Here is an 18,639-nt window from a genome sequence, read left to right on the forward strand (position 1 = left end):
TTCTCGCCTTGGGTTCCGGATCAGGTGCCGCAGCGCAGTTCCGGCTGTTCCTGTTGCCGACGATTCATCGCGACAAGGTCCTGCAATTCCGGGGTCGGCAGCGGTTCGTCGAGGCGGATGCCGGCGATGCTGTTGTTGGTCCAGCGGATGGTGCCCGAAAGCTGGCGTTCCGGAGTGGCGAGGATCACCACCTTGTCGCCTTCTTCGTACTTGCCGCGGCTCAATTGGCTGATTCGGGCGCAGTCGTGGGACAGTTCGATAAGCAGGCCGCTGGCCTTGGCGCGGCGACCGCGTTCGAGTTCCACCGGCATGCGGAAGGCATAGCGACGAAGTGGCCGCGTTTCGATCTTGTGCATTGCGAGTCCGGTCCCCTGGATCTTGCGTCCAATTTATCCACAGCTAGTCCACAATTAACGACGAGTCGAATCATTGCCGGCCGGCGTGCGTTGCACCGCCGCTGGCGGGGTCGTAATGACGGTGGCGAACCGCCATGCTGACCTCGCTAGCCATCCGCAACATCGTGCTGATCGACGCGCTCGACCTCACCTTCGGGCCGGGTCTGGGCGTGCTGACCGGCGAGACCGGCGCGGGCAAGTCGATCCTGCTGGATGCGCTGGGCCTGGTGCTCGGTAACCGCGCCGATTCGGCGCTGGTGCGCGCGGGCGAGGAGCAGGCGAGCGTTACCGCCACCTTCGAGTTCGCGCAGCTTCCCGCCGCCGTGGTCGAGGCGCTGGAAGAGGCCGAGGTGGAGATCGAGCCGGGTGAGCCGCTGATCCTGCGCCGCCGGCTGAAGGCCGATGGCGGCAGCAAGGCCTTCGTCAACGATCAGCCCGTCGGCGTGGCGCTGCTGCGCAGCCTGTCCGGTTCGCTGGTGGAACTGCATGGCCAGCATGACGATCGCGGACTGGTGAACCCGCGCGGACACCGGGCGCTGCTGGATCGCTATGCCGGGGCCGATGTCGCCGGGGTCGGCGCAGCCTGGGAAGCCTGGCGACAGGCGCAGGCGCGGCTCGACGGGGCGCGCGCCGAGATCGAACAGGCCAAGGCCGACCAGGACCTGCTGCTGGCGCACCTTGCGGAACTCACTGCCATCGAACCGGTCGAGGGCGAGGAGGAGAGCCTCGCCAATGCCCGGGCCGACATGCAGAAGGGCGAAAAGCTGGCGGGTGACCTCGAAGACCTGCGGCAAGTGTGGGATGGTTCGGATTCGCCGCTCGCCTCGCTGCGGGTGGCAGCACGCAAGCTGGATCGCATCGCCGAGGAACACCCGCTGCTGGCCGAGGCGCTGGGCGCGCTTGACCGCGCGGTAATCGAGGCGGGCGAGGCGGAAGAAAAGCTGCAGGCCGCAGCCGAAGCGATGCAACATGATCCTGCCGAGCTGGACCGGATCGAGACGCGGCTGTTCGAATTGCGGGCGCTGGCGCGCAAGCATTCCTGCCAGGTGGACGACCTGCCCGAAGTGATGCGGGTGATGCGCGCCAAGCTGGACGCCATCGAACAGGGCGATGCCGACCTGGCGGACCTCGAGAAGGCGGAGCGCGAGGCGCATGAAGTCTATCGCGCGCGGGCCGAGGCCCTGCACGGCAAGCGCGTGACGTCCGCGATGCAGCTGGACGAGGCGGTTGCGGCCGAGCTTGCTCCGCTCAAGCTGGACGCTGCGCGGTTCAAGACGGCCGTCTCCGCGCAGGACGAGGAGAAATGGGGCCCGGCCGGCATGGACGCGGTGGAATTCCTCATCGCCACCAATCCCGGCGCCGATTTCGCTCCGCTCAACAAGATTGCCTCCGGGGGCGAGCTGTCGCGCTTCATCCTCGCGCTGAAAGTGGCGCTGGCGGAGCAGGGCGGGGCGGCGACGGTGATCTTCGACGAGATCGATCGCGGTGTCGGCGGCGCGGTGGCCAGCGCGATCGGCGAACGGCTGGCACGGCTGGCCGGCGATGGCGGACAACTGCTGGCGGTCACGCACAGCCCGCAGGTCGCCGCGCGCGGGCGCACGCATTACATGATCGCCAAGTCGAGCGAGGGCACCGTCACCAAGACCTCGGTCGCGCTGCTCGACGAGGCCGGGCGACAGGAAGAGATCGCCCGCATGCTGTCGGGTGCGGAGATCACCGCCGAGGCCCGCGCACAGGCAGACCGGCTGCTGGAGGGCGTATGATGAAGGCAATTGCTCCATTGGCGGCGCTGGCGCTTGCCGCCTGCACCAATCCTGCCGAGGAAACCCTTGGCACGCCGGACCCGCTGCCACCGCTGGCACAGCGCCATGACGCACCGCAGCTGGCCATGCTCGAACACATCCTTGGCGCCTATTTCTCTTCCGACATCGCCAACCGCCCCACCGTCTGTGCCAGCATCCACGACGGGCGCGAGGAAGAGGCGCTGATGCCGCAGCAGGAAATCGCGCTGATCGAGCGCTTCCCGAACCTTGCTCCGCTGGCGCGCTGCTCGCGGCGCAGCAACGGCTGGATCGATACCGAGACGCAGCAGCCCGCGCTGGTCTTCACCCTGCACAACTTCACCTGCGCCAGCGAGGACAGCTGCAGCGCCTGGGGCGGCTACATCTCCAATGGCGAGAACTCCATGAGCGCGCTCTATCGCGGCGAGTGGAACGGCAGCGCATGGGAATTCACCCGGGATAACCGGATCATCGCCGAATGAACCAGATCACCGAAGCCGAAGCCGCCAATGAACTGATGCGGCTGGCGAAGGCCATCGCCAAGCACAACAAGCTCTACCATGCGGAGGACGCGCCGGAGATTTCCGACGCCGAGTTCGATGCCCTGGTGCGCCGCAATGCGGAGCTGGAAGAGCAATTCCCCCACCTCGTGCGCGAGGATTCGCCCAGCAAGGTCGTCGGCCACGAAATCTCCGCCTCGCCGCTGTCGAAGGTGCAGCACGAGGTGGCCATGCTCAGCCTCGACAATGCCTTCTCGGACGAGGAGGTGGAGGACTTCGTCGGCCGCGTGCGCCGGTTCCTCTCGCTGGGCGAGGATGAGACGGTCGCCTTCACCGCCGAGGACAAGATTGACGGGCTGTCCTGCTCGCTGCGCTACGAGAATGGCGAACTGGTGCTGGCGGCGACCCGCGGGGACGGGCAGGTGGGCGAGAACGTCACGCCCAATGTCGCGCACATTTCCGACATTCCGCAGAGACTGTCCGGCGAGGTGCCCGAACTGTTCGAGGTGCGCGGCGAGGTCTACATGGCAAAGGCCGATTTCGCCGCGCTCAATGCCGAGCTGATGGAGGATGCGCGCAAGGCGGCCGCAGAGAAGGGCACCGAATTCGATCCGGCCAAGGTCCGCCAGTTCGCCAATCCGCGCAATGCGGCGGCCGGTTCGCTGCGGCAGAAGGATGCCAGCGTCACCGCCAGGCGTCCCTTGCGCTTCCTCGCCCACGGCTGGGGCGCAGCGAGCGAGGTGCCGTGCGACACGCAGTACGGCATGATGCAGCGTATGGCTGAGTGGGGCCTGCCGATTTCACCTGACCTGGTATTGTGTAATGATGTCAAGGATATGCTGCAGCAATACCGCAGCATTTCGGAAGCGCGGGCAGGGCTGCCCTATGACATCGATGGCGTCGTCTACAAGGTCGACCGGCTCGACCTGCAGAAGCGCCTGGGCTTCGTCGCCAAGGCGCCCCGCTGGGCCATGGCGCACAAGTTCCCCGCCGAACGCGCCGAAACGGTGCTGGAACATATCGACATCCAGGTCGGTCGCACCGGCAAGCTGACGCCGGTCGGGCGGCTTGCCCCGGTACTGGTCGGCGGCGTCACCGTTACCAACGTCACGCTGCACAATCGCGACGAGATCGCGCGACTGGGCGTGCGACCGGGAGACCGGGTGGTGATCCAGCGCGCGGGCGACGTCATCCCGCAGGTGGTCGACAACCTTACCCGCGACGAGGATCGCCCGGCCTTCGTTTTCCCCGACCATTGCCCCGAGTGCGGCAGCGAAGCGGTGAGCGAGGAAGGCGAGGTCGACGTGCGTTGCACCGGCGGCCTGATCTGCCCGGCGCAGCGCACCGAGCGGCTGAAGCACTTCGTCAGCCGCGCCGCGCTGGATATCGAGGGGCTGGGCGAGAAGACCATCGACCAGTTCTTCGCGCTCGGCTGGCTGGAAAGCCCGGCCGACATCTTCCGCCTGAAGGACCGCGAGGCGGAGATCCTCGCGCTGGACGGCTGGAAGGAGAAATCGGTCGAGAACCTGCTTGCCTCCATCGAGGCGAAGCGCGAACCGGATGCCGCGCGACTGCTGTTCGGCCTCGGCATCCGCCATGTCGGCGCGGTGACCGCGCGCGACCTGCTCAAGTACTTCCACGAGCTGCCCGCGCTGCGCGAAGCCGCCGAGAAGGCCCGCGACGGTGACGAGGAGGCTGCCGGCTTGCTCACTTCCATCGATGGCATCGGTGGCGCGGTGGTGGAGGCGCTGGGCGACTTCTTCCACGAAGAGCACAATGTCGCGGTGTGGGAAGACCTGCTCGGCCAGGTGGACCCGCCGCGTTACGAGGTCGAAAGCGTCGACAGCCCGGTGGCCGGCAAGACCGTGGTCTTTACCGGCAAGCTGGAGACGATGAGCCGCGACGAGGCCAAGGCGCAGGCCGAACGGCTGGGCGCCAAGGCTTCCGGCTCGGTCAGTGCCAAGACCGACCTGCTGGTGGCCGGGCCGGGGGCCGGGTCCAAGCTGAAGAAGGCGCAGGAACTGGGCATCGAGGTGATCGACGAGGCCGGCTGGGCGGAAATCGTCGCCGCTGCGGGCTAGGCGCTACTCCGGCGCCGAATCGATGTTGCCGCTGCCCAGGCTGCGCAGGTCGAAGTGCGCGCGGATATGGTCGAGCACGGCAGGGTAGAGCGGGTTGTCGAAGCGAATGCCCGCATAGGGCTGGTCCTGCCAGCGAACCGATGCATCGATCGGGCCGACGGGGCCTATGCGGATGGTGACCGCGAGGCCCTGTTGCAGGTAGCCCATGCGGTCGAAAATGCGGCAGCCATGCTCGGACAGGTCGACGATGGTCACGTCGCGCTTACCGGTACCCGTGCGCAATTGCCCGGTTATGGAGATATCGAAACGATCTTCGCGGTCCGGCCCTGTCATGCGCGATGCCAATCCTCCTCGCGCTCGTGTTCGCTCCAGTGCGGCCGCATTGTATCCCACGCGGTCCGCCAAGGAAACCTGCGGTATCCCCTAGCCGTTCGTCAAGTGGCGGGCTCGGGCTGGGGAATCCATTTCATCACGCCGCCGGCAAGCGGCGTCCACATGCCCATCTCGACTCCGGCTTCCGCCAGCGTGTCACCCACCCATGTATTGCAGGTGTTCGCCATGGTGTAGCTGCCGTCCGCCTCGTAATAGGCATCGTCCGCATAGGTGCCCTGCAGGATTTGCCGGCTTTCGCCGGCGGGCATTTCGGGCAGGGGCCGCTCGATCGCCGCGACCAGTCGCTCGTACTGCGCGACGGTGATGCGCACGGGGCGGTGGTTCGGGCTTGGCTGTGGCCGCAGGTAATGGCTGACTCGCATCAGCGGCTCCCCGCCGACAGTGGCGATACGCAGCGCGGTGGAAACCTTCAGGTCCCCCCAGGTCGGCACGTGGAGGAAAACCTCGCGCTCGCCCCAGCCAATCGAGAGATGCGTCGGCAGCGAGCCGTCGGGGCGCGGCATGGCGGCGCTGGGAAAGTCCTCGCGCCAGTCCTTGGTGGCCGAGACGACCGGGACGACGATGCTGGTATGGGTGCCGTTGGTTTCGACCATGATCTCGATCGTGTCGGCATCGTCCGGCAGCGCGGCAGGGACACTTTCCGGGATGGAACTACCGACCCAGGCGGCCAGCGGATAGCCGATCACCACCAGCGCCAGCGCGCCCACCACGGCGATCAGGACGCGGGTTACCCGGCGAAGCGGTGACGCAGCCACAGGATGCTCCAGTCGCCGTTGACGATCCGGCGGTGCAGGCGGAACCCGGCCTTGTGATAGGCCGCGCGCACGCCTTCTTCCTGCCGTTCGAGCAGGCCCGCCAGCAGGATGCTGCCGCGCGGGGCCACGGCCTCGGCGAAGTCGAAGGACATCTCGATCAGCGGTCCCGCCAGGATATTGGCGATCAGCAGGTCATACGGCGCCCGCGCCTGCAGGGCAGGGTCGTCCATGCCGTCGGCGATGACCATGGCCAGCTGCCCGCGCGCGGTGCCGAGCGGGATGCCGTTGAGTTCGCAATTGCCCACCACGGCGGGGCCGCAGACCGGGTCGATGTCGCTGGCGGTGGCTTGGGCCGTCGGCCACAGGTCCATCGCCGCGAAAGCCAGCAGGCCGGTGCCGGTGCCAATGTCGGCGATGGAGCGCGGGTTCAGGCCCTGCTGCTTCATCACGTCGAGCATTTCCAGGCAGCCGGCGGTCGTCTCATGCTGGCCGGTGCCGAAGGCCTGGGCGGCGGGGATGACGAATTCGGTGACACCGGGCTCGTCGAGGGGCTCGTGATCCGGCGTGCGCACGCGGAAGCGTCCGGCGCGGATCGGGTCGACGCCCTTCTGGCTTTCGACGACCCAGTCCTTGTCCGGCAGTTCCTCTGCCAGCACGGGAGGCGGGTTATCGCCGAACAGCGCGCGCACGGCCTCGCGCTCGTCTTCGGTAGGCTTGTCCTGCGTATATGCATCGAGCCGCCAGGTGTCGGGTTCCTGCGGGTCCACCTCGAAACCGGTGAGGACGATGTTCTCGTCCCAACCGATGGTATATTCGCGCGCTTCCAAGGCAGCCTCGACGGCATCCTTGCTGGCGACGGCGGAGAGCTTCCAGCTCATTGCCTGGCCTCTGCCGCTAGGCGCGCATCGAGGCGTTGCAGCCGGTCGGCGGCGTAGTCGGCACAGGTCATGCCGCTGCCGATATCGCCGGCCAGCAGCTTTTCGCGCATCCCGCTGGCCGAAGGGTGCGGGGTGAGCAGGATATCGCAGTCGAGTGCGGCGAGCCGGGCAAGACCGTCGCGATAGGCCTGCACGTAGGCGGGATGATCGGAGAAACGGTAGTCGTCGCGGCTGACGGCGGACAGGCTGTCGGCATAGACGATGGTCCGGCAATCGCTGCCCTCACAGCTCTGCCACTGCCAGGTCAGAGCGCCCGGCGTGTGGCCGGGCGTGGCTATGGCGGTGAAGTCCAGTCCGGCAAGGTCTACAGTCTCTACCGCACTCTCGAGCACCATCAGGCGGCCTTCGTAATCATGCATCGGCTCGTGCATGCCGAACTGCGGATCGGCCGGATCGGCCTGCCCCGTGCGGATGACCGCCTCCGCCTCGGCAGAGGTAAGCACCGCCGCGCCGGTGTTCTGGTGTACCCACCAGATGCCGCCGACGTGGTCGAAATGCTCGTGGCTGGTGAGGATGAATTCGACGTTGTCCGGCTGGAACCCAAGCGTGCGGATATTGCTCAGCACCACGCGCGAGCCGTTGCGCGTGCCGGTATCCAGCAACACGTGTCCTTCCGGCCCGGCGACCAGCACGGCGGATATGCCGCAAGTGCCGACGTGATAGGTGTCGCCGTGCACGCGGAAGGGCTGGGCGCGCTTGTCCCAGTCGTCCCAGTCACTGCACTGTTCGGCCCAGGCTGCGGCGGCAGGCGCGTTGGCGCGGGCGGCATCCAGCACGGAAGAGCTGGCGCGCGGGGCCGGTGGTTGCGGGGCGACGCAGGCCCCCAGCAGCAGCGCCGCAGCGGCGACGGAACAGCACCTAGCGGACATAGCTGGCGCCGTTGGCGTCGATCACCGCGCCGGTCATGCTGGGCGGGGCGTCGAGCGCGCAGAACACGGCGATGTCGGCAATCTCCTCCGGCTCGGCCACGCGGCCCAGCGGAATGTCCGCCAGCAGGCCGGGGCCGCCGCGACTTTCCAGGTAATCGCCCGCCATGGCGGTATCGGTGAAACCGGGCGCGATGGCGTAGCTGTAGATGCCTTCCGCGGCATAGGCGCGGGCGATGGTCTTGTGCATGGCCAGCATCCCGCCCTTGGCCGCCGCGTAATGCCAGTGGCCCGGCGAGTCCCCGCGATGACCCGCGCGGCTGGCGATATGCACGATGCGGCCCGTCCGTCCGGTGTCCTGCCAGTGCCGCACGGCAAAGCGGCTGAGCTGCGCGGCAGAGGTGAGGTTGATCCGCAGGGTGTCCTCCCACCGATCCAGCCATTCGATGTCGCTGGCGTGCAGGGGGATCTGTTCGAACAGGCCGGCATTGTTCACCAGCACGTCGATCCGCCCGTCGAGCCGCTCGATCGCCTCCTCCCACAGCATCTGCGGGGCGGGGGGATCGGCGAAGTCCGCCGCAATGGTGCGCGCGTCGATGGCCCGCGTTGCGTGGCCCATGACGTTGCAGCCGCGTTCTGCCAGTTGGTCGGCAATCGCCTGGCCGATGCCCCTGCTGCTGCCGGTTACGAGAATATTGGTCATGGACAGGGGTCATAGCGGGCAGTCACAGGCGGGGAAAGGCCGCAGGAATGCGCGATTATGGGCCAAGGTCCGCTTGCCTCAGTCGCGCGATCCGCTAGAGCAGCCGTCACAAACGTAACCAACGGAATATGCCATGGCCAACCGTCCACTCTCACCGCACCTGTCAATCTGGAAATGGGGCCCGCACATGGCCGTCTCCATCCTCCACCGGGTTTCCGGCGACGGGATGGCGATTGTCGGCCTGGGCGTGCTGTTGTGGTGGCTGGGCGCGCTGGCCAGCGGGCCGGAAGCCTACGAAAGCTTCCTCGGCCACGCCACCGAATGGTATGGCATGGCGGTGCTGATCGGCCTGACCTGGGCCTTCTTCAACCACCTGTGCAGCGGCCTGCGGCACTTCGTGCTGGATATCGGCGCCGGTTACGAACTCGACATGAATCGCACCTTCTCGTGGATCTCGATGATCGCGGGCGTGGTGCTGACGGTGGCCTTCTGGGCCTTCGTCCTGCTTCGCTGAGGACTTGAGCGATGGGTAACGGAACTTCGATCGGCCGCGTGCGCGGCCTGGGCGCGGCTCACGAGGGGCCGCATCACTGGGTGATGCAGCGCTTCACCGCCGTCGGCAATCTGGTGACGGTGCTGTTTCTGGGCATCTCGCTGGCGACCGCCGGTGACTACAGCTACGCCGGCATGGCCAAGTGGGCCGGGCAGCCGCTGCCTGCCTTCATGCTGGCCATGCTGGTGATCAGCACCTTCTGGCACGCCCGCCTGGGCCTGCAGGTGGTGATCGAGGACTACGTGCATGAAGAGGGCAACAAGTTTGCCGCCATGCTCGTCCTCAACCTCGCTGCATTTGCCGGGGCCGCGTTCGGCCTGTTCAGCATTGCCCGTCTTGCCTTCTCCGGAGGAGCCGCCTGATGGCCCGCAAAGAGACTTTTGAAATCAACGGTCGCGCCTATCCGATCATCGACCACACCTATGACGTGGTCGTCGTGGGTGCCGGCGGCTCGGGCCTGCGCGCCACCATGGGCGCTGCCGAGGCCGGGCTGAAGACCGCCAACATCTCCAAGGTGTTCCCCACCCGTAGCCACACCGTGGCGGCGCAGGGCGGCATCGCCGCTTCGCTGGGCAACAACTCGCCCGACCACTGGTCGTGGCACATGTACGACACCGTGAAGGGCGCCGACTGGCTGGGCGACCAGGACGCAATCGAGTATCTCGCGCGCGAAGCTCCCGCCGCGGTCTACGAGCTGGAGCACGCCGGTGTGCCCTTCAGCCGCAACGAGGACGGCACGATCTACCAGCGCCCCTTCGGCGGCCACATGCAGAACATGGGTGAAGGCCCGCCGGTGCAGCGCACCTGCGCCGCAGCCGACCGTACCGGTCACGCCATGCTGCACGCGCTCTACCAGCAGAGCCTGAAGTACGACGCGGACTTCTTCATCGAATATTTCGCCATCGACCTGATCATGGCGGGCGAGGGTGAGAACCGTCGCTGCGTCGGCGTGATCGCCATGTGCCTCGACGATGGCTCGATCCACCGCTTCCGCGCGCACGGCGTGGTGCTGGCGACCGGAGGCTATGGCCGCTGCTACTTTACCGCCACGTCCGCCCACACCTGCACGGGTGACGGCGGCGGCATGGTGCTGCGCGCCGGCCTGCCGTTGCAGGACATGGAATTCGTGCAGTTCCACCCCACCGGCATCTACGGCGCGGGCGTGCTGATTACAGAGGGCGCGCGCGGCGAGGGCGGTTACCTCACCAACTCCGAAGGCGAGCGTTTCATGGAACGCTACGCGCCTTCCGCGAAGGACCTCGCCAGCCGCGACGTCGTCTCGCGCTCGATGGCGCTGGAAATGCGTGAAGGCCGCGGTGTCGGTCCGGACAAGGACCACATCTACCTGCACCTCGATCACATCGATCCCAAGGTGCTGGCCGAGCGCCTGCCGGGCATCACCGAGAGCGGCAAGATCTTCGCCGGTGTCGACCTGACCCGCCAGCCGCTGCCCGTCACGCCGACAGTGCACTACAACATGGGCGGCATCCCCTGTAACTATCACGGCGAAGTCGTGACCATCGGCCCCGACGGCAATCCGGACCATGTCGTGCCCGGCCTGTTCGCCGTGGGCGAGGCGGCCTGCGTCTCGGTCCATGGCGCGAACCGCCTCGGTTCCAACTCGCTGATCGACCTCGTGGTGTTCGGCCGCGCGACCGGCTTCCGCCTGAAGGAACTGATCACTCCGGGCCAGAGCCACGACGAGCTGCCTGCCGACAGCGCCGATTTCGCGTTGGGTCGCCTCGACCACTTCCGCCACGCCGATGGTGGTTCCTCCACCGCCGAGGTGCGCAAGGAAATGCAGCAGACGATGCAGAAGCACGCCGCCGTGTTCCGCGACAGCGAGCTGATGGCCGAAGGCGTGCGCTCGCTGGCCGAGACCAACAAGCGGATGCAGGACATCAAAGTCCACGACCGCTCGCTGATCTGGAACAGCGACCTGATCGAGACGCTGGAGCTGGACAACCTGATGGCCCAGGCCGTTGTCACCATGAACTCCGCCGAGAACCGCAAGGAATCGCGTGGCGCCCACGCGCACGAGGACTATCCGGATCGCGACGATGCGAACTGGATGAAGCACACCGCGGCATGGTTCGAAGGCTGGGGCGGCAATGGCGGCGCGGTGAAGATCGACTACCGCCCGGTCCACGAGTACACGCTCACCGACGATGCGGAGTACATCAAGCCGAAGAAGCGGGTCTACTAGCGGCGGCTAACCACGGTGCTGTCGACGCTAACGGCTTCCTTCGCGCTGACGGCCCTGTTGATAGAGCTGACGCCGGGGCCGAACATGGTCTGGCTGACCATGCTCAGCGCCCGTTACGGGCAACGGGCGGGTTTTGCGGCAACGCTGGGGATCGCGCTGGGGCTGAGCCTGCTGGCGCTTGTCGCCTTGACGGGTCTCGCGCGGCTGGTAGCCGACTATCCGGTGCTGTTCCGGGCCATCTGCCTGGCAGGCGTGGCCTTCATGGTGTGGCTCGCCTGGGATGCCTGGCGGGAGCCGTCACGACGGGGGCGCTGGGTGCGCGGTGCACAGGACGATCCGGCGAAGTTCTTCCGGCGCGGGCTGATCATCAACGTGCTGAACCTGAAAGCGGCGCTGTTCTTCATCACGGTGATGCCGAATTTCGTCGACTTCGATAACGGCCTCGTCCCGCAATACACGGTGCTGAGCGTCATCTACGTGGCGATCGCAACGATCATCCATGTCCTGCTGGTGCTGGGTGGTGAGCATCTTGGCACGGTCGTGGCGCGCAAGGCGGAAGAGAAGACGGTACGCCTGTTCTCGGCGCTGGCCTTGCTGGCAGTCGCCGGCTGGATGCTGGCGAAGGTGTGGTAGCGGAGTTGAGGGCGCGTTCCCGCTATTCCTCGGCAACGCCGGTGAGGTCGTAACCCAGCACCATCCAGCCCGCGCAGAGCACGGCGTTGCCGAGCGCTGCTCCCCAAAGGCCCGGAAGGGCCAGGGTGAGCACGGGGATCAGCACGAAGCCGGCCAGGACCAGCAGCGGACCTCGTCTTGCGACCACACGGCTGCGCCAGAGGGCGATGACGAAGGCTACCCAGCCCAGCATGAACAGCGAGGCCGCAATCGCGGACTCGAGATCGAACAGGTTGAAGCCCGCTTGGTCTTCCAGCGTATCGAGCGCCTGCGGTGCCACCAGCGCCACTTCTCGCAGGAAGAAGATCTGCCCCCATTCGTGGGCGAAGGTTACCGCCGTACCGGCAAAGGCCAGCATCAGCGTGGCCTTGCCCCAGCGCCCCATCCTGTCGAACAGGCTGCGGAACTGTGCGGCAAGCCCGCACAGCAACAGGAACGTCACCCCGATGGCGAGGCTGAGACGCCAGAAGAAGGCTTCGGAAGCGGCAAACACGCCGAAGCTGGTGCCGGGATCGAGTTGCGGCGAGAACACGAGGTGGGTGACCACCCCGAGCGCGCCTGCGGCTGTCAGGAAATTCAGTCCTGTAGCTGATCTATGCGTACCCATGGAGCAAGCGGTATAGGTCGCTTTGGCCACTGGCAAGCTGGACGCCTCGCCGTCCCGTTCTCGCGCCAGGCGCGCTCCAAGTGCAAGGTGGCTTGCCCGCACCTTCGACCCGTGCAATCTCGATGGCATGACGAACCGCATTCTCGCGACCATGGGCCTTGCCGCCTCGCTGGTCCTTTCCACCCCTGCCGCCGCACAGCTTTCCGCAGCCGAGGAGACCATCGTCTCCACCGTCGAGGAGCATTTCGAGACCGACGTCGCGCTGCTCGAGCGGCTGGTGGTGCAGAATTCCGGCACGCATAACCATGAGGGTGTGCGCGCCGTGGCGGACATGCTGGTGCCCGAGTTCGAAGCGCTGGGCTTCAGTGTCGAGTTCATCGACCAGTCGCATGTCGGGCGGGCCGGCCACCTGTTCGCACGGCACGAGGGACGGCCCGGTTCCACGCGCATGCTGCTGATCGGGCACATGGACACCGTGTTCGAGCCGGACAGCCCGTTCCAGGACTTCACCCGCGACGGCAACGTGGCCACCGGCCCCGGCATCGAGGACGACAAGGGCGGCATCATCGTCATCCTTTCCGCCCTGCGCGCCATGCAGGCGGCGGGAACGCTGGAGGACGCCAATATCGTCGTCGCGCTGACCGGCGACGAGGAAGACGTTGGCGACCCGATTGCCGAGGCGCGGGCGGACTTGCTGGCGGCTGGCGAATGGGCCGATGTCACGCTGGGATTCGAGGGGCTTTCCATCGTCGACGGGCGTGACATGGGCGTGACCGCGCGGCGTTCTTCGAACAGCTGGGAACTGCGGATCAGCGCCGGCTCCGGACACAGCTCGGGCATCTTCCACTCGGCCAGCAGCGTCGGCGCGATCTACGAACTGGCGCGCATCCTCGATGCCTTCCGCACCCAGCTGCCGGAGGAGAACCTCACCTTCAACGTCGGTCTGGTGGCCGGCGGCACGCCCGCCGTGCTGGCGGAGGACGGCCTCTCGGCCACCACCAGCGGCAAGACCAACATCATCCCCGACAGCGCCGTGGCGCGCGGCGACCTGCGCACGATCTCGCAGGAACAGACCGAGCGCGTGGTGGCGCGGATGCAGGAGATCGTCGCCGATGGCCTGCCGGGCACCGAGGCCACGCTGGAAGTCGAATTCCGCTATCCGCCGATGTCGCCGACCGAGGGCAATGCCGCGCTGCTGGCGCGGCTCAACGCGGTGAATGCCGACCTCGGACTGGCGGTGCAGGAACCGATCGCCCCGATCCGTCGCGGCGCGGCCGACATCAGCTTCGTCGCGCCGCTGACCGACGCGCTGGCCGGCATGGGCGCCAGCGGGCGCGGCACCCACGCGCCGGGGGAAAGCCTGGACCTGACCAGCCTCACCCGCCAGTCGCAGCGCGCGGCCATCCTGATGAGCCGCCTGGCGCAGGAAGAGTATTAAGCTCCGCGGCGCTGGCCAACGCCTGCCGCATTCGATAGCTTCCCCCCAACCGCGTGACCAAGGGGGGAAGCGCCGTGCCTTTCCGGTTCGATGATAAAGAGGCCGAGCAGGCCTATGTCGTGCATGAGCGCACCCAACGCATCCCGGCGACGCGTTTCCTCTGCGCCATCGCGGTCGCCACGCTGATTACCTACATCGGCTTCAACCCGATGCATTTCCCGCGCGACGGGGTAATCGAATACAATATCGCCGCCGGACTGATGATTGCCGTGCTCGGCGCCACCTTCGCCGCCACCTACACGCGCTTCTACGTCGAACGGCCGTGGGTCGATATCATCATCTTCTCCGTGCTCGCGGTGCCGATGGTAATGCTGCTGGAGGCGCTGGCGGCGCAGGCGGACATTACCGGCATCTCGCGCTTCGGCATGGCCATCGTGCAGCTGGGCATCCTGGTGGTGTTCGCCAGCGTTGGCTTTGTAGCGTCCCTGCGCAATTTCCTCATCTGGGCCGCCGCGCTGGTGACGCTCTACCTGATCTTCCTGCTGGAGGCGGACCGCTCGATCGTCTCCAAGGTCTATACCTTCACCAACTTCACCACCTTCCTGACCTTCGCGACCTTCGTGAACTGGGACATCGACCGCCGCGCGCGGAAGACCTGGGAGGCCAATCGCGCGCTGGAGGCGGAGCGGGCCAAGGTCGAGGAAATGCTCCACAACGTGCTGCCGCAGGACGTCGCCGAGCGGCTGCGCAAGGGTGAGGCGGTGGCCGATTCCTTTGCCGACGTATCGGTGATCTTCGTCGACATCGTCGGTTTCTCGCAGCTCGCCAAGGCGCTCTCGCCGGGGCGGCTGGTGAAGATGCTCAACGAGATCTTCCTGCTGGCGGACGAGGCAGCGGAGAAGCACTGCGTGGAAAAGGTGAAGACCATCGGCGATGCCTACCTAGCGGTGGCTGGCGGTCACGGCTCGGGCGACAGCGGGGCGAGCTGCGCCATCCGCTTCGGTTGCGAACTGATCGACTTGATCGGCCGCTATGCCGACCGCACCAAGATCGACGTGCAGGTGCGGGTGGGCATCCATACCGGCCCGGTGGTGGGCGGGGTAATCGGCCAGCAGCGGCTCGCCTACGACTACTGGGGCGACACGATGAACATCGCCAGCCGGATCGAGGGCATTGCCCATCCGGGCGGCATCGCCGTGTCCGAAAGCGTCTATTACGGCGCCAACGAGGAAGTGGACTTCAGCGAACCCGAACTGGCGACGCTGAAGGGCGTGGGCGAGGTGAAGATCTACCGCGTGATCATGCCCGAATAGGCGCTATTCGGCAGCAGCCTCGGTCTCCACCACGCGGGCTTCGACGATTTCGATCGGCTCGGCGAACAGCTGCCCCTGCATCCAGCCTTCGCCCTTTTCCGGATCGATCGGCGCGGCATGGATCGCTTGCACAACGTCCATCCCCTCCTTGACGTAGCCGAACACGGCATAGCCGTTGCGCCACACCGGATCGTCGGCTTCGGGATTGGCGTCGAGGCCGGTCTGGTCGCCCAGCATGATCGAGAAATCGCCGTTGGCCGTACCCGGCTCGCCCATGGCCATCGACAGCGCGCCGCGCGTATGGCTGAGGCCGGTGAGGGTGGTCGGCTCGTGCTCGATGCCGGGCAGCACGCGCTCCGGGTCCCATTGCGTGCCACCCTGGATCAGGCCGTTGGGCTGCTCGCCCCATTCCACCCGCATGGCGCGATAGAACACCGTGCCGTCGAAGCGATCCTCCTCGACATAGCGCAGGAAATTGCCGGCGGTGATCGGCGCGCGCTCGGTCTCCAGCGCGATGACGATGTCGCCCATGGTGGTTTGCAGCACGACGTCGGTGGTTTCGAACTCGGCTTGCGCCTCCGCGTCCGCTTCGATGACTTCCTGCGCCTGGACGGGGGAGGCAAGGCAAACCAGCGCGGCAAGGGCGATTCGTTTCAGCATCGCGCCATCCTGCCCGGACATTTCGACGGCTTCAACGCACGCGCGCACGAGTTCACTCATCATTCAGTTCGTCGCTCACAATGCACGGTTCATCGCAACACCATGAGGGAGTCGAGTCGATGAAACGAGAACGCAGCCCCGGCATGAAGCTCTTGCTGGCCGGCCTTGTCGCGGCGGTGCTGATCGTGCCGCTTATGCTGGTCTACGCGCTGGTCTACGACCGGGAAAGCCAGTCCGAACGCGCGCAGGCGCAGATCACCCAGGGCTGGGGCGGGGCGCAGACCGTGACCGGCCCGGTGCTGGTGCTGCCCTTCACCTATCGCTCCACCGAGGCGGAAATCATCGATGGCACGGCGGTGGAGCGCACCCGCACCATGCGCAGCCAGCTGTTCGTCTCCCCCACCAGCCAGTCGGTGGAAACCTCGATCGACCCCGACCGCAAGGGCTACGCCATCTACGAAAGCGTGGTCTACCAGTCGCGCATGGCGGGCACGGCCAGCTTCGACCTGCCGACCGACCTCGAGCGCCTGGGCGTCGAGGTGGAGGAACTGTTGACCGACCAGGCGGAACTGCGCTTCGGCGTGTCCGATCCGCGCGGGCTTACCGACGGGGCGCAAGTCACCGTGGGCGGCGAAGCGCTGCAACTCCAACCGGGTAACGGCCCGGCATCCACCGGTGGTTCCGGCTTCTCCGCGAACGTCGACTGGAATGGCGAGGGCACGCTCGAGGTGAGCTGGGAATACGGCGTGCGCGGCACGCGCTCGCTGGCGCTGATCCCGCGCGGCGGCGAAACCGAGTGGCGCGTCACCTCGCCCTGGCCGCACCCCAGTTTCACCGGCTCCTTCCTGCCCGATCCTGCGACGACCGAGACCGGCGGCGAGGGCTTCACGGCAGTCTATCCCGGCATCACCAACCTCGCGCTGGGGCGCGGGCTGGTGGCGCTGACCGATGACGGCCCGCCATCGGCCATGCCTGCACCCGTGCGCTACGACAGCGATGTCGTGGTCCAGCCACCGGCAGTGGGCGAGGGCAGCATGGTCGCCACCATCGCGCTGGTCGATCCGGTCGATCTCTACAGCCAGGTGGACCGCGCGGTGAAATACGGATTCCTGTTCATCGGCTTCACCTTCGCCGCCTTCCTGATGTTCGACATCGTCGGCGGCGCGCGCGTGGCCTCGGCCGAGTACCTGCTGACCGGCGCGGGGCTGGTGCTGTTCTTCGTCATGCTGCTGGCCTTCGCGGAGATCTGGGGCTTTGCTCTGGCCTATGTCGTCGCTTCGGCCGCGATCATCGGCCTGCTGACCACCTACAGCGCGGCGGTGCTGGGCACCTGGCGCCGGGCCAGCTTCATCGGCCTGATGCTGGCCGGCCTCTACGCGCTGCTGTTCGTGCTGCTGAACCTCGAGACCTACTCGCTGGTGATCGGTTCGCTGTTGCTCTTCGCCGCGCTGGCGGGGATCATGTACGCCACCCGCTCGGTCGACTGGACCGCCGTGGGCCGCAGCGAGGAAGCGGAAGGCTACGCCGAAAGCTGAGACCTCTCGAAATGACGAACAAGGAGAGCCGGGCCTGCGAGGGTCCGGCTCTCTTGCTATCGGAAGCGCAGGTTCTCGCGCGAAAGTTCGCCCAGGTCCTGCTTGCCCATCAGCTGCATCGCGCGGGTGATTTCGTCGCGCAGGATGCTGACCGCGCGGTCCACGCCGGCCTCGCCCGCAGCCGCCAGGGCATAGAGATAGAGCCGCCCGCCGCTGGCCGCCCGGGCGCCCATGCTGAGCGCCTTCACCACGTGGCTGCCGCGCATCACGCCGCCGTCGAGGATCACCTCCACGCGGTCACCCACGGCATCGACGATCTCGGCCAGCTGGTCGAACGGGGCGCGGCTGCCGTCGAGCTGGCGGCCGCCGTGGTTGGAGATCATGATGGCATCCACGCCCATGTCCGCCGCGCGCCGGGCATCGCCAACCGACATGATGCCCTTCAGGCAGAACTTGCCGCCCCAGTCGTCGCGCAGCTGTTCCGCCGCCTGCCAGTTCAGGCCAGGGTCGAGCATGGAGTTGAAATAGTCCTGGATCGAGATCGCCTTGCCGCTGCCCGCTTCCACGTGGGTGGAGAGGTTGGGCAGGTCGAACTTCTCGCGGAACATGAAGTTGAGCGCCCAGCCGGGATGCACGGCGTAGGACAGCACGTTCGACGGCGTGAACCGGGGCGGAGTGGTGAAGCCGGTGCGCTTGCAGCGTTCGCGGTTGCCGCTGACGATGGTGTCGACGGTCAGCGTGATGGCATCGAAATTGGCGGCCTTGGCGCGCTCCACCAGCGCGGCGTTCAAGCCGCGATCCTTGTGGTAGTAGTATTGCAGCATCTTCGGGCCGGACCAGCGCTGGCCGACCTCCTCGATGCTGACGGTGGAGAGGCTGGAGATGCCGAACCACAGCCCGTACTTCTCCGCCACGGCGGCGACTGCGCGCTCGCCCTGCCAGTGGAACAGGCGTTGCAGCGCGGTGGGGCTGAGCATCAGGGGCAGGGCGGTCTCGCGCCCCATGATGGTCGTGGAGAGGTCCAGCTTGTCCGCACCCACCAGCACGTCGGGCACCAGGTCCACGTCGGCAAAGGCGGCGGTGTTGCGGTCCTTGGTCGCCTCGTCGTCGGCGGCGCCGTCGATATAGTTGAACACCGGATAGGGCAGGCGACGGCGCGCCAGCTCGCGAAAGTCGGCGATCTTGTGGCAGTCCGACAGGCGTCGAACGCTGTAATCGTTCCTGTCCCTCACCCCGGTGGCTC

Annotated in this window: 19 protein-coding genes; 10 read left to right on the plus strand and 9 right to left on the minus strand. The window is 66.8% G+C overall.

The window, feature by feature from the left end; genetic code table 11:
• Nucleotides 1-20: 20 nt before the first annotated feature.
• Entirely contained in the window at nt 21-356 is a 336-nt protein-coding gene (locus OZN62_RS00730) for a hypothetical protein (protein WP_269100707.1), read from the minus strand.
• Nucleotides 357-490: 134 nt separating this feature from the next.
• On the opposite strand from OZN62_RS00730, the gene recN reads away from it, so the two are divergent.
• Genes recN through ligA form a run of 3 tightly spaced genes read left to right on the plus strand, consistent with a single transcriptional unit; the run spans nt 491 to nt 4,757 of the window.
• The gene (recN, locus tag OZN62_RS00735; RefSeq protein ID WP_269100708.1) at nt 491-2,158 is read left to right on the plus strand and encodes a DNA repair protein RecN; all 1,668 of its coding nucleotides are present in this window, start codon (nt 491-493) and stop codon (nt 2,156-2,158) included.
• Nucleotides 2,155-2,658 (plus strand): hypothetical protein, encoded by a 504-nt coding sequence (locus tag OZN62_RS00740; protein WP_269100710.1) that lies wholly within the window; start codon nt 2,155-2,157, stop codon nt 2,656-2,658. The genes recN and OZN62_RS00740 overlap by 4 nt, the downstream gene beginning before the upstream one ends.
• A complete protein-coding gene (gene ligA, locus OZN62_RS00745) occupies nt 2,655-4,757 on the plus strand; it encodes an NAD-dependent DNA ligase LigA (protein WP_269100713.1) in 2,103 nt (700 codons plus the stop codon). Before OZN62_RS00740 ends, ligA begins: the two co-directional genes overlap by 4 nt.
• A 3-nt stretch (nt 4,758-4,760) precedes the next feature.
• On the opposite strand, the gene OZN62_RS00750 is transcribed toward ligA, so the two are convergent.
• From OZN62_RS00750 to OZN62_RS00770, 5 genes are all read right to left on the minus strand, one after another.
• On the minus strand, nt 4,761-5,090 hold the full coding sequence (locus OZN62_RS00750) for a PilZ domain-containing protein (RefSeq protein WP_269100715.1): 330 nt from the start codon (nt 5,088-5,090) through the stop codon (nt 4,761-4,763).
• Nucleotides 5,091-5,191: 101 nt separating this feature from the next.
• Nucleotides 5,192-5,905: a DUF2459 domain-containing protein gene (locus OZN62_RS00755; protein ID WP_269100717.1), complete on the minus strand. Its 714-nt coding sequence runs from the start codon at nt 5,903-5,905 to the stop codon at nt 5,192-5,194.
• On the minus strand, nt 5,878-6,783 hold the full coding sequence (locus OZN62_RS00760; RefSeq protein WP_269100719.1) for a 50S ribosomal protein L11 methyltransferase: 906 nt from the start codon (nt 6,781-6,783) through the stop codon (nt 5,878-5,880). Before OZN62_RS00760 ends, OZN62_RS00755 begins: the two co-directional genes overlap by 28 nt.
• Complete coding sequence (gene bla, locus OZN62_RS00765) at nt 6,780-7,712, minus strand: subclass B3 metallo-beta-lactamase (protein ID WP_269100720.1); 933 nt, start codon at nt 7,710-7,712, stop codon at nt 6,780-6,782. The genes OZN62_RS00760 and bla overlap by 4 nt, the downstream gene beginning before the upstream one ends.
• Nucleotides 7,702-8,412, minus strand: coding sequence for an SDR family NAD(P)-dependent oxidoreductase (locus OZN62_RS00770; protein WP_269100722.1), 711 nt, complete (start codon nt 8,410-8,412; stop codon nt 7,702-7,704). Before OZN62_RS00770 ends, bla begins: the two co-directional genes overlap by 11 nt.
• 133 nt (nt 8,413-8,545) lie before the next feature.
• On the opposite strand from OZN62_RS00770, the gene sdhC reads away from it, so the two are divergent.
• The 4 genes from sdhC to OZN62_RS00790 are packed head-to-tail and all read left to right on the plus strand — an operon-like array spanning nt 8,546 to nt 11,804.
• On the plus strand, nt 8,546-8,926 hold the full coding sequence (gene sdhC / locus OZN62_RS00775; protein WP_269100725.1) for a succinate dehydrogenase, cytochrome b556 subunit: 381 nt from the start codon (nt 8,546-8,548) through the stop codon (nt 8,924-8,926).
• A gap of 11 nt (nt 8,927-8,937) precedes the next feature.
• The gene (gene sdhD, locus OZN62_RS00780; protein ID WP_269100727.1) at nt 8,938-9,327 is read left to right on the plus strand and encodes a succinate dehydrogenase, hydrophobic membrane anchor protein; all 390 of its coding nucleotides are present in this window, start codon (nt 8,938-8,940) and stop codon (nt 9,325-9,327) included.
• Nucleotides 9,327-11,171: a succinate dehydrogenase flavoprotein subunit gene (sdhA, locus tag OZN62_RS00785; protein ID WP_269100729.1), complete on the plus strand. Its 1,845-nt coding sequence runs from the start codon at nt 9,327-9,329 to the stop codon at nt 11,169-11,171. Before sdhD ends, sdhA begins: the two co-directional genes overlap by 1 nt.
• 15 nt (nt 11,172-11,186) lie before the next feature.
• Nucleotides 11,187-11,804 carry a LysE family translocator gene (locus OZN62_RS00790; protein ID WP_269100730.1) on the plus strand — a complete coding sequence of 206 codons (618 nt, stop codon included), beginning with the start codon at nt 11,187-11,189 and terminating at the stop codon, nt 11,802-11,804.
• A gap of 22 nt (nt 11,805-11,826) precedes the next feature.
• Here OZN62_RS00790 and OZN62_RS00795 read toward each other — a convergent pair whose 3' ends face one another.
• Entirely contained in the window at nt 11,827-12,450 is a 624-nt protein-coding gene (locus OZN62_RS00795) for a hypothetical protein (protein WP_269100731.1), read from the minus strand.
• Between the two features lie 127 nt (nt 12,451-12,577).
• Here OZN62_RS00795 and OZN62_RS00800 point away from each other — a divergent pair, with 127 nt between their 5' ends.
• Nucleotides 12,578-13,888: a M20/M25/M40 family metallo-hydrolase gene (locus tag OZN62_RS00800; protein ID WP_269100732.1), complete on the plus strand. Its 1,311-nt coding sequence runs from the start codon at nt 12,578-12,580 to the stop codon at nt 13,886-13,888.
• A gap of 53 nt (nt 13,889-13,941) precedes the next feature.
• Nucleotides 13,942-15,201: an adenylate/guanylate cyclase domain-containing protein gene (locus OZN62_RS00805; RefSeq protein ID WP_269100733.1), complete on the plus strand. Its 1,260-nt coding sequence runs from the start codon at nt 13,942-13,944 to the stop codon at nt 15,199-15,201.
• Nucleotides 15,202-15,204: 3 nt separating this feature from the next.
• Here the strand turns inward: OZN62_RS00805 and OZN62_RS00810 are convergent, their stop codons facing one another.
• Nucleotides 15,205-15,861: a peptidylprolyl isomerase gene (locus OZN62_RS00810; RefSeq protein WP_269102195.1), complete on the minus strand. Its 657-nt coding sequence runs from the start codon at nt 15,859-15,861 to the stop codon at nt 15,205-15,207.
• 119 nt (nt 15,862-15,980) lie between these two features.
• On the opposite strand from OZN62_RS00810, the gene creD reads away from it, so the two are divergent.
• Nucleotides 15,981-17,396 (plus strand): cell envelope integrity protein CreD, encoded by a 1,416-nt coding sequence (gene creD / locus OZN62_RS00815; RefSeq protein ID WP_269100734.1) that lies wholly within the window; start codon nt 15,981-15,983, stop codon nt 17,394-17,396.
• Between the two features lie 56 nt (nt 17,397-17,452).
• Here creD and OZN62_RS00820 read toward each other — a convergent pair whose 3' ends face one another.
• Complete coding sequence (locus OZN62_RS00820) at nt 17,453-18,628, minus strand: alpha-hydroxy acid oxidase (RefSeq protein WP_269100735.1); 1,176 nt, start codon at nt 18,626-18,628, stop codon at nt 17,453-17,455.
• Nucleotides 18,629-18,639: the final 11 nt, after the last annotated feature.

This window comes from Aurantiacibacter sp. MUD11, assembly GCF_026967575.1.
In the GTDB taxonomy this organism is placed as follows: Bacteria; Pseudomonadota; Alphaproteobacteria; order Sphingomonadales; family Sphingomonadaceae; genus Alteraurantiacibacter.

Excerpts from the sequence above, each read along its gene's own strand:
- OZN62_RS00810 (WP_269102195.1), bottom strand. The coding sequence starts at position 15,861 with ATGCTGAAACGAATCGCCCTTGCCGCGCTGGTTTGCCTTGCCTCCCCC.
- OZN62_RS00770 (WP_269100722.1), bottom strand. The coding sequence starts at position 8,412 with ATGACCAATATTCTCGTAACCGGCAGCAGCAGGGGCATCGGCCAGGCG.
- bla (WP_269100720.1), bottom strand. The coding sequence starts at position 7,712 with ATGTCCGCTAGGTGCTGTTCCGTCGCCGCTGCGGCGCTGCTGCTGGGG.
- OZN62_RS00795 (WP_269100731.1), bottom strand. The coding sequence starts at position 12,450 with ATGGGTACGCATAGATCAGCTACAGGACTGAATTTCCTGACAGCCGCA.
- sdhC (WP_269100725.1), top strand. The coding sequence starts at position 8,546 with ATGGCCAACCGTCCACTCTCACCGCACCTGTCAATCTGGAAATGGGGC.
- OZN62_RS00750 (WP_269100715.1), bottom strand. The coding sequence starts at position 5,090 with ATGACAGGGCCGGACCGCGAAGATCGTTTCGATATCTCCATAACCGGG.
- OZN62_RS00800 (WP_269100732.1), top strand. The coding sequence starts at position 12,578 with ATGACGAACCGCATTCTCGCGACCATGGGCCTTGCCGCCTCGCTGGTC.
- sdhD (WP_269100727.1), top strand. The coding sequence starts at position 8,938 with ATGGGTAACGGAACTTCGATCGGCCGCGTGCGCGGCCTGGGCGCGGCT.
- OZN62_RS00730 (WP_269100707.1), bottom strand. The coding sequence starts at position 356 with ATGCACAAGATCGAAACGCGGCCACTTCGTCGCTATGCCTTCCGCATG.
- recN (WP_269100708.1), top strand. The coding sequence starts at position 491 with ATGCTGACCTCGCTAGCCATCCGCAACATCGTGCTGATCGACGCGCTC.
- OZN62_RS00760 (WP_269100719.1), bottom strand. The coding sequence starts at position 6,783 with ATGAGCTGGAAGCTCTCCGCCGTCGCCAGCAAGGATGCCGTCGAGGCT.
- OZN62_RS00740 (WP_269100710.1), top strand. The coding sequence starts at position 2,155 with ATGATGAAGGCAATTGCTCCATTGGCGGCGCTGGCGCTTGCCGCCTGC.
- sdhA (WP_269100729.1), top strand. The coding sequence starts at position 9,327 with ATGGCCCGCAAAGAGACTTTTGAAATCAACGGTCGCGCCTATCCGATC.
- ligA (WP_269100713.1), top strand. The coding sequence starts at position 2,655 with ATGAACCAGATCACCGAAGCCGAAGCCGCCAATGAACTGATGCGGCTG.
- creD (WP_269100734.1), top strand. The coding sequence starts at position 15,981 with ATGAAACGAGAACGCAGCCCCGGCATGAAGCTCTTGCTGGCCGGCCTT.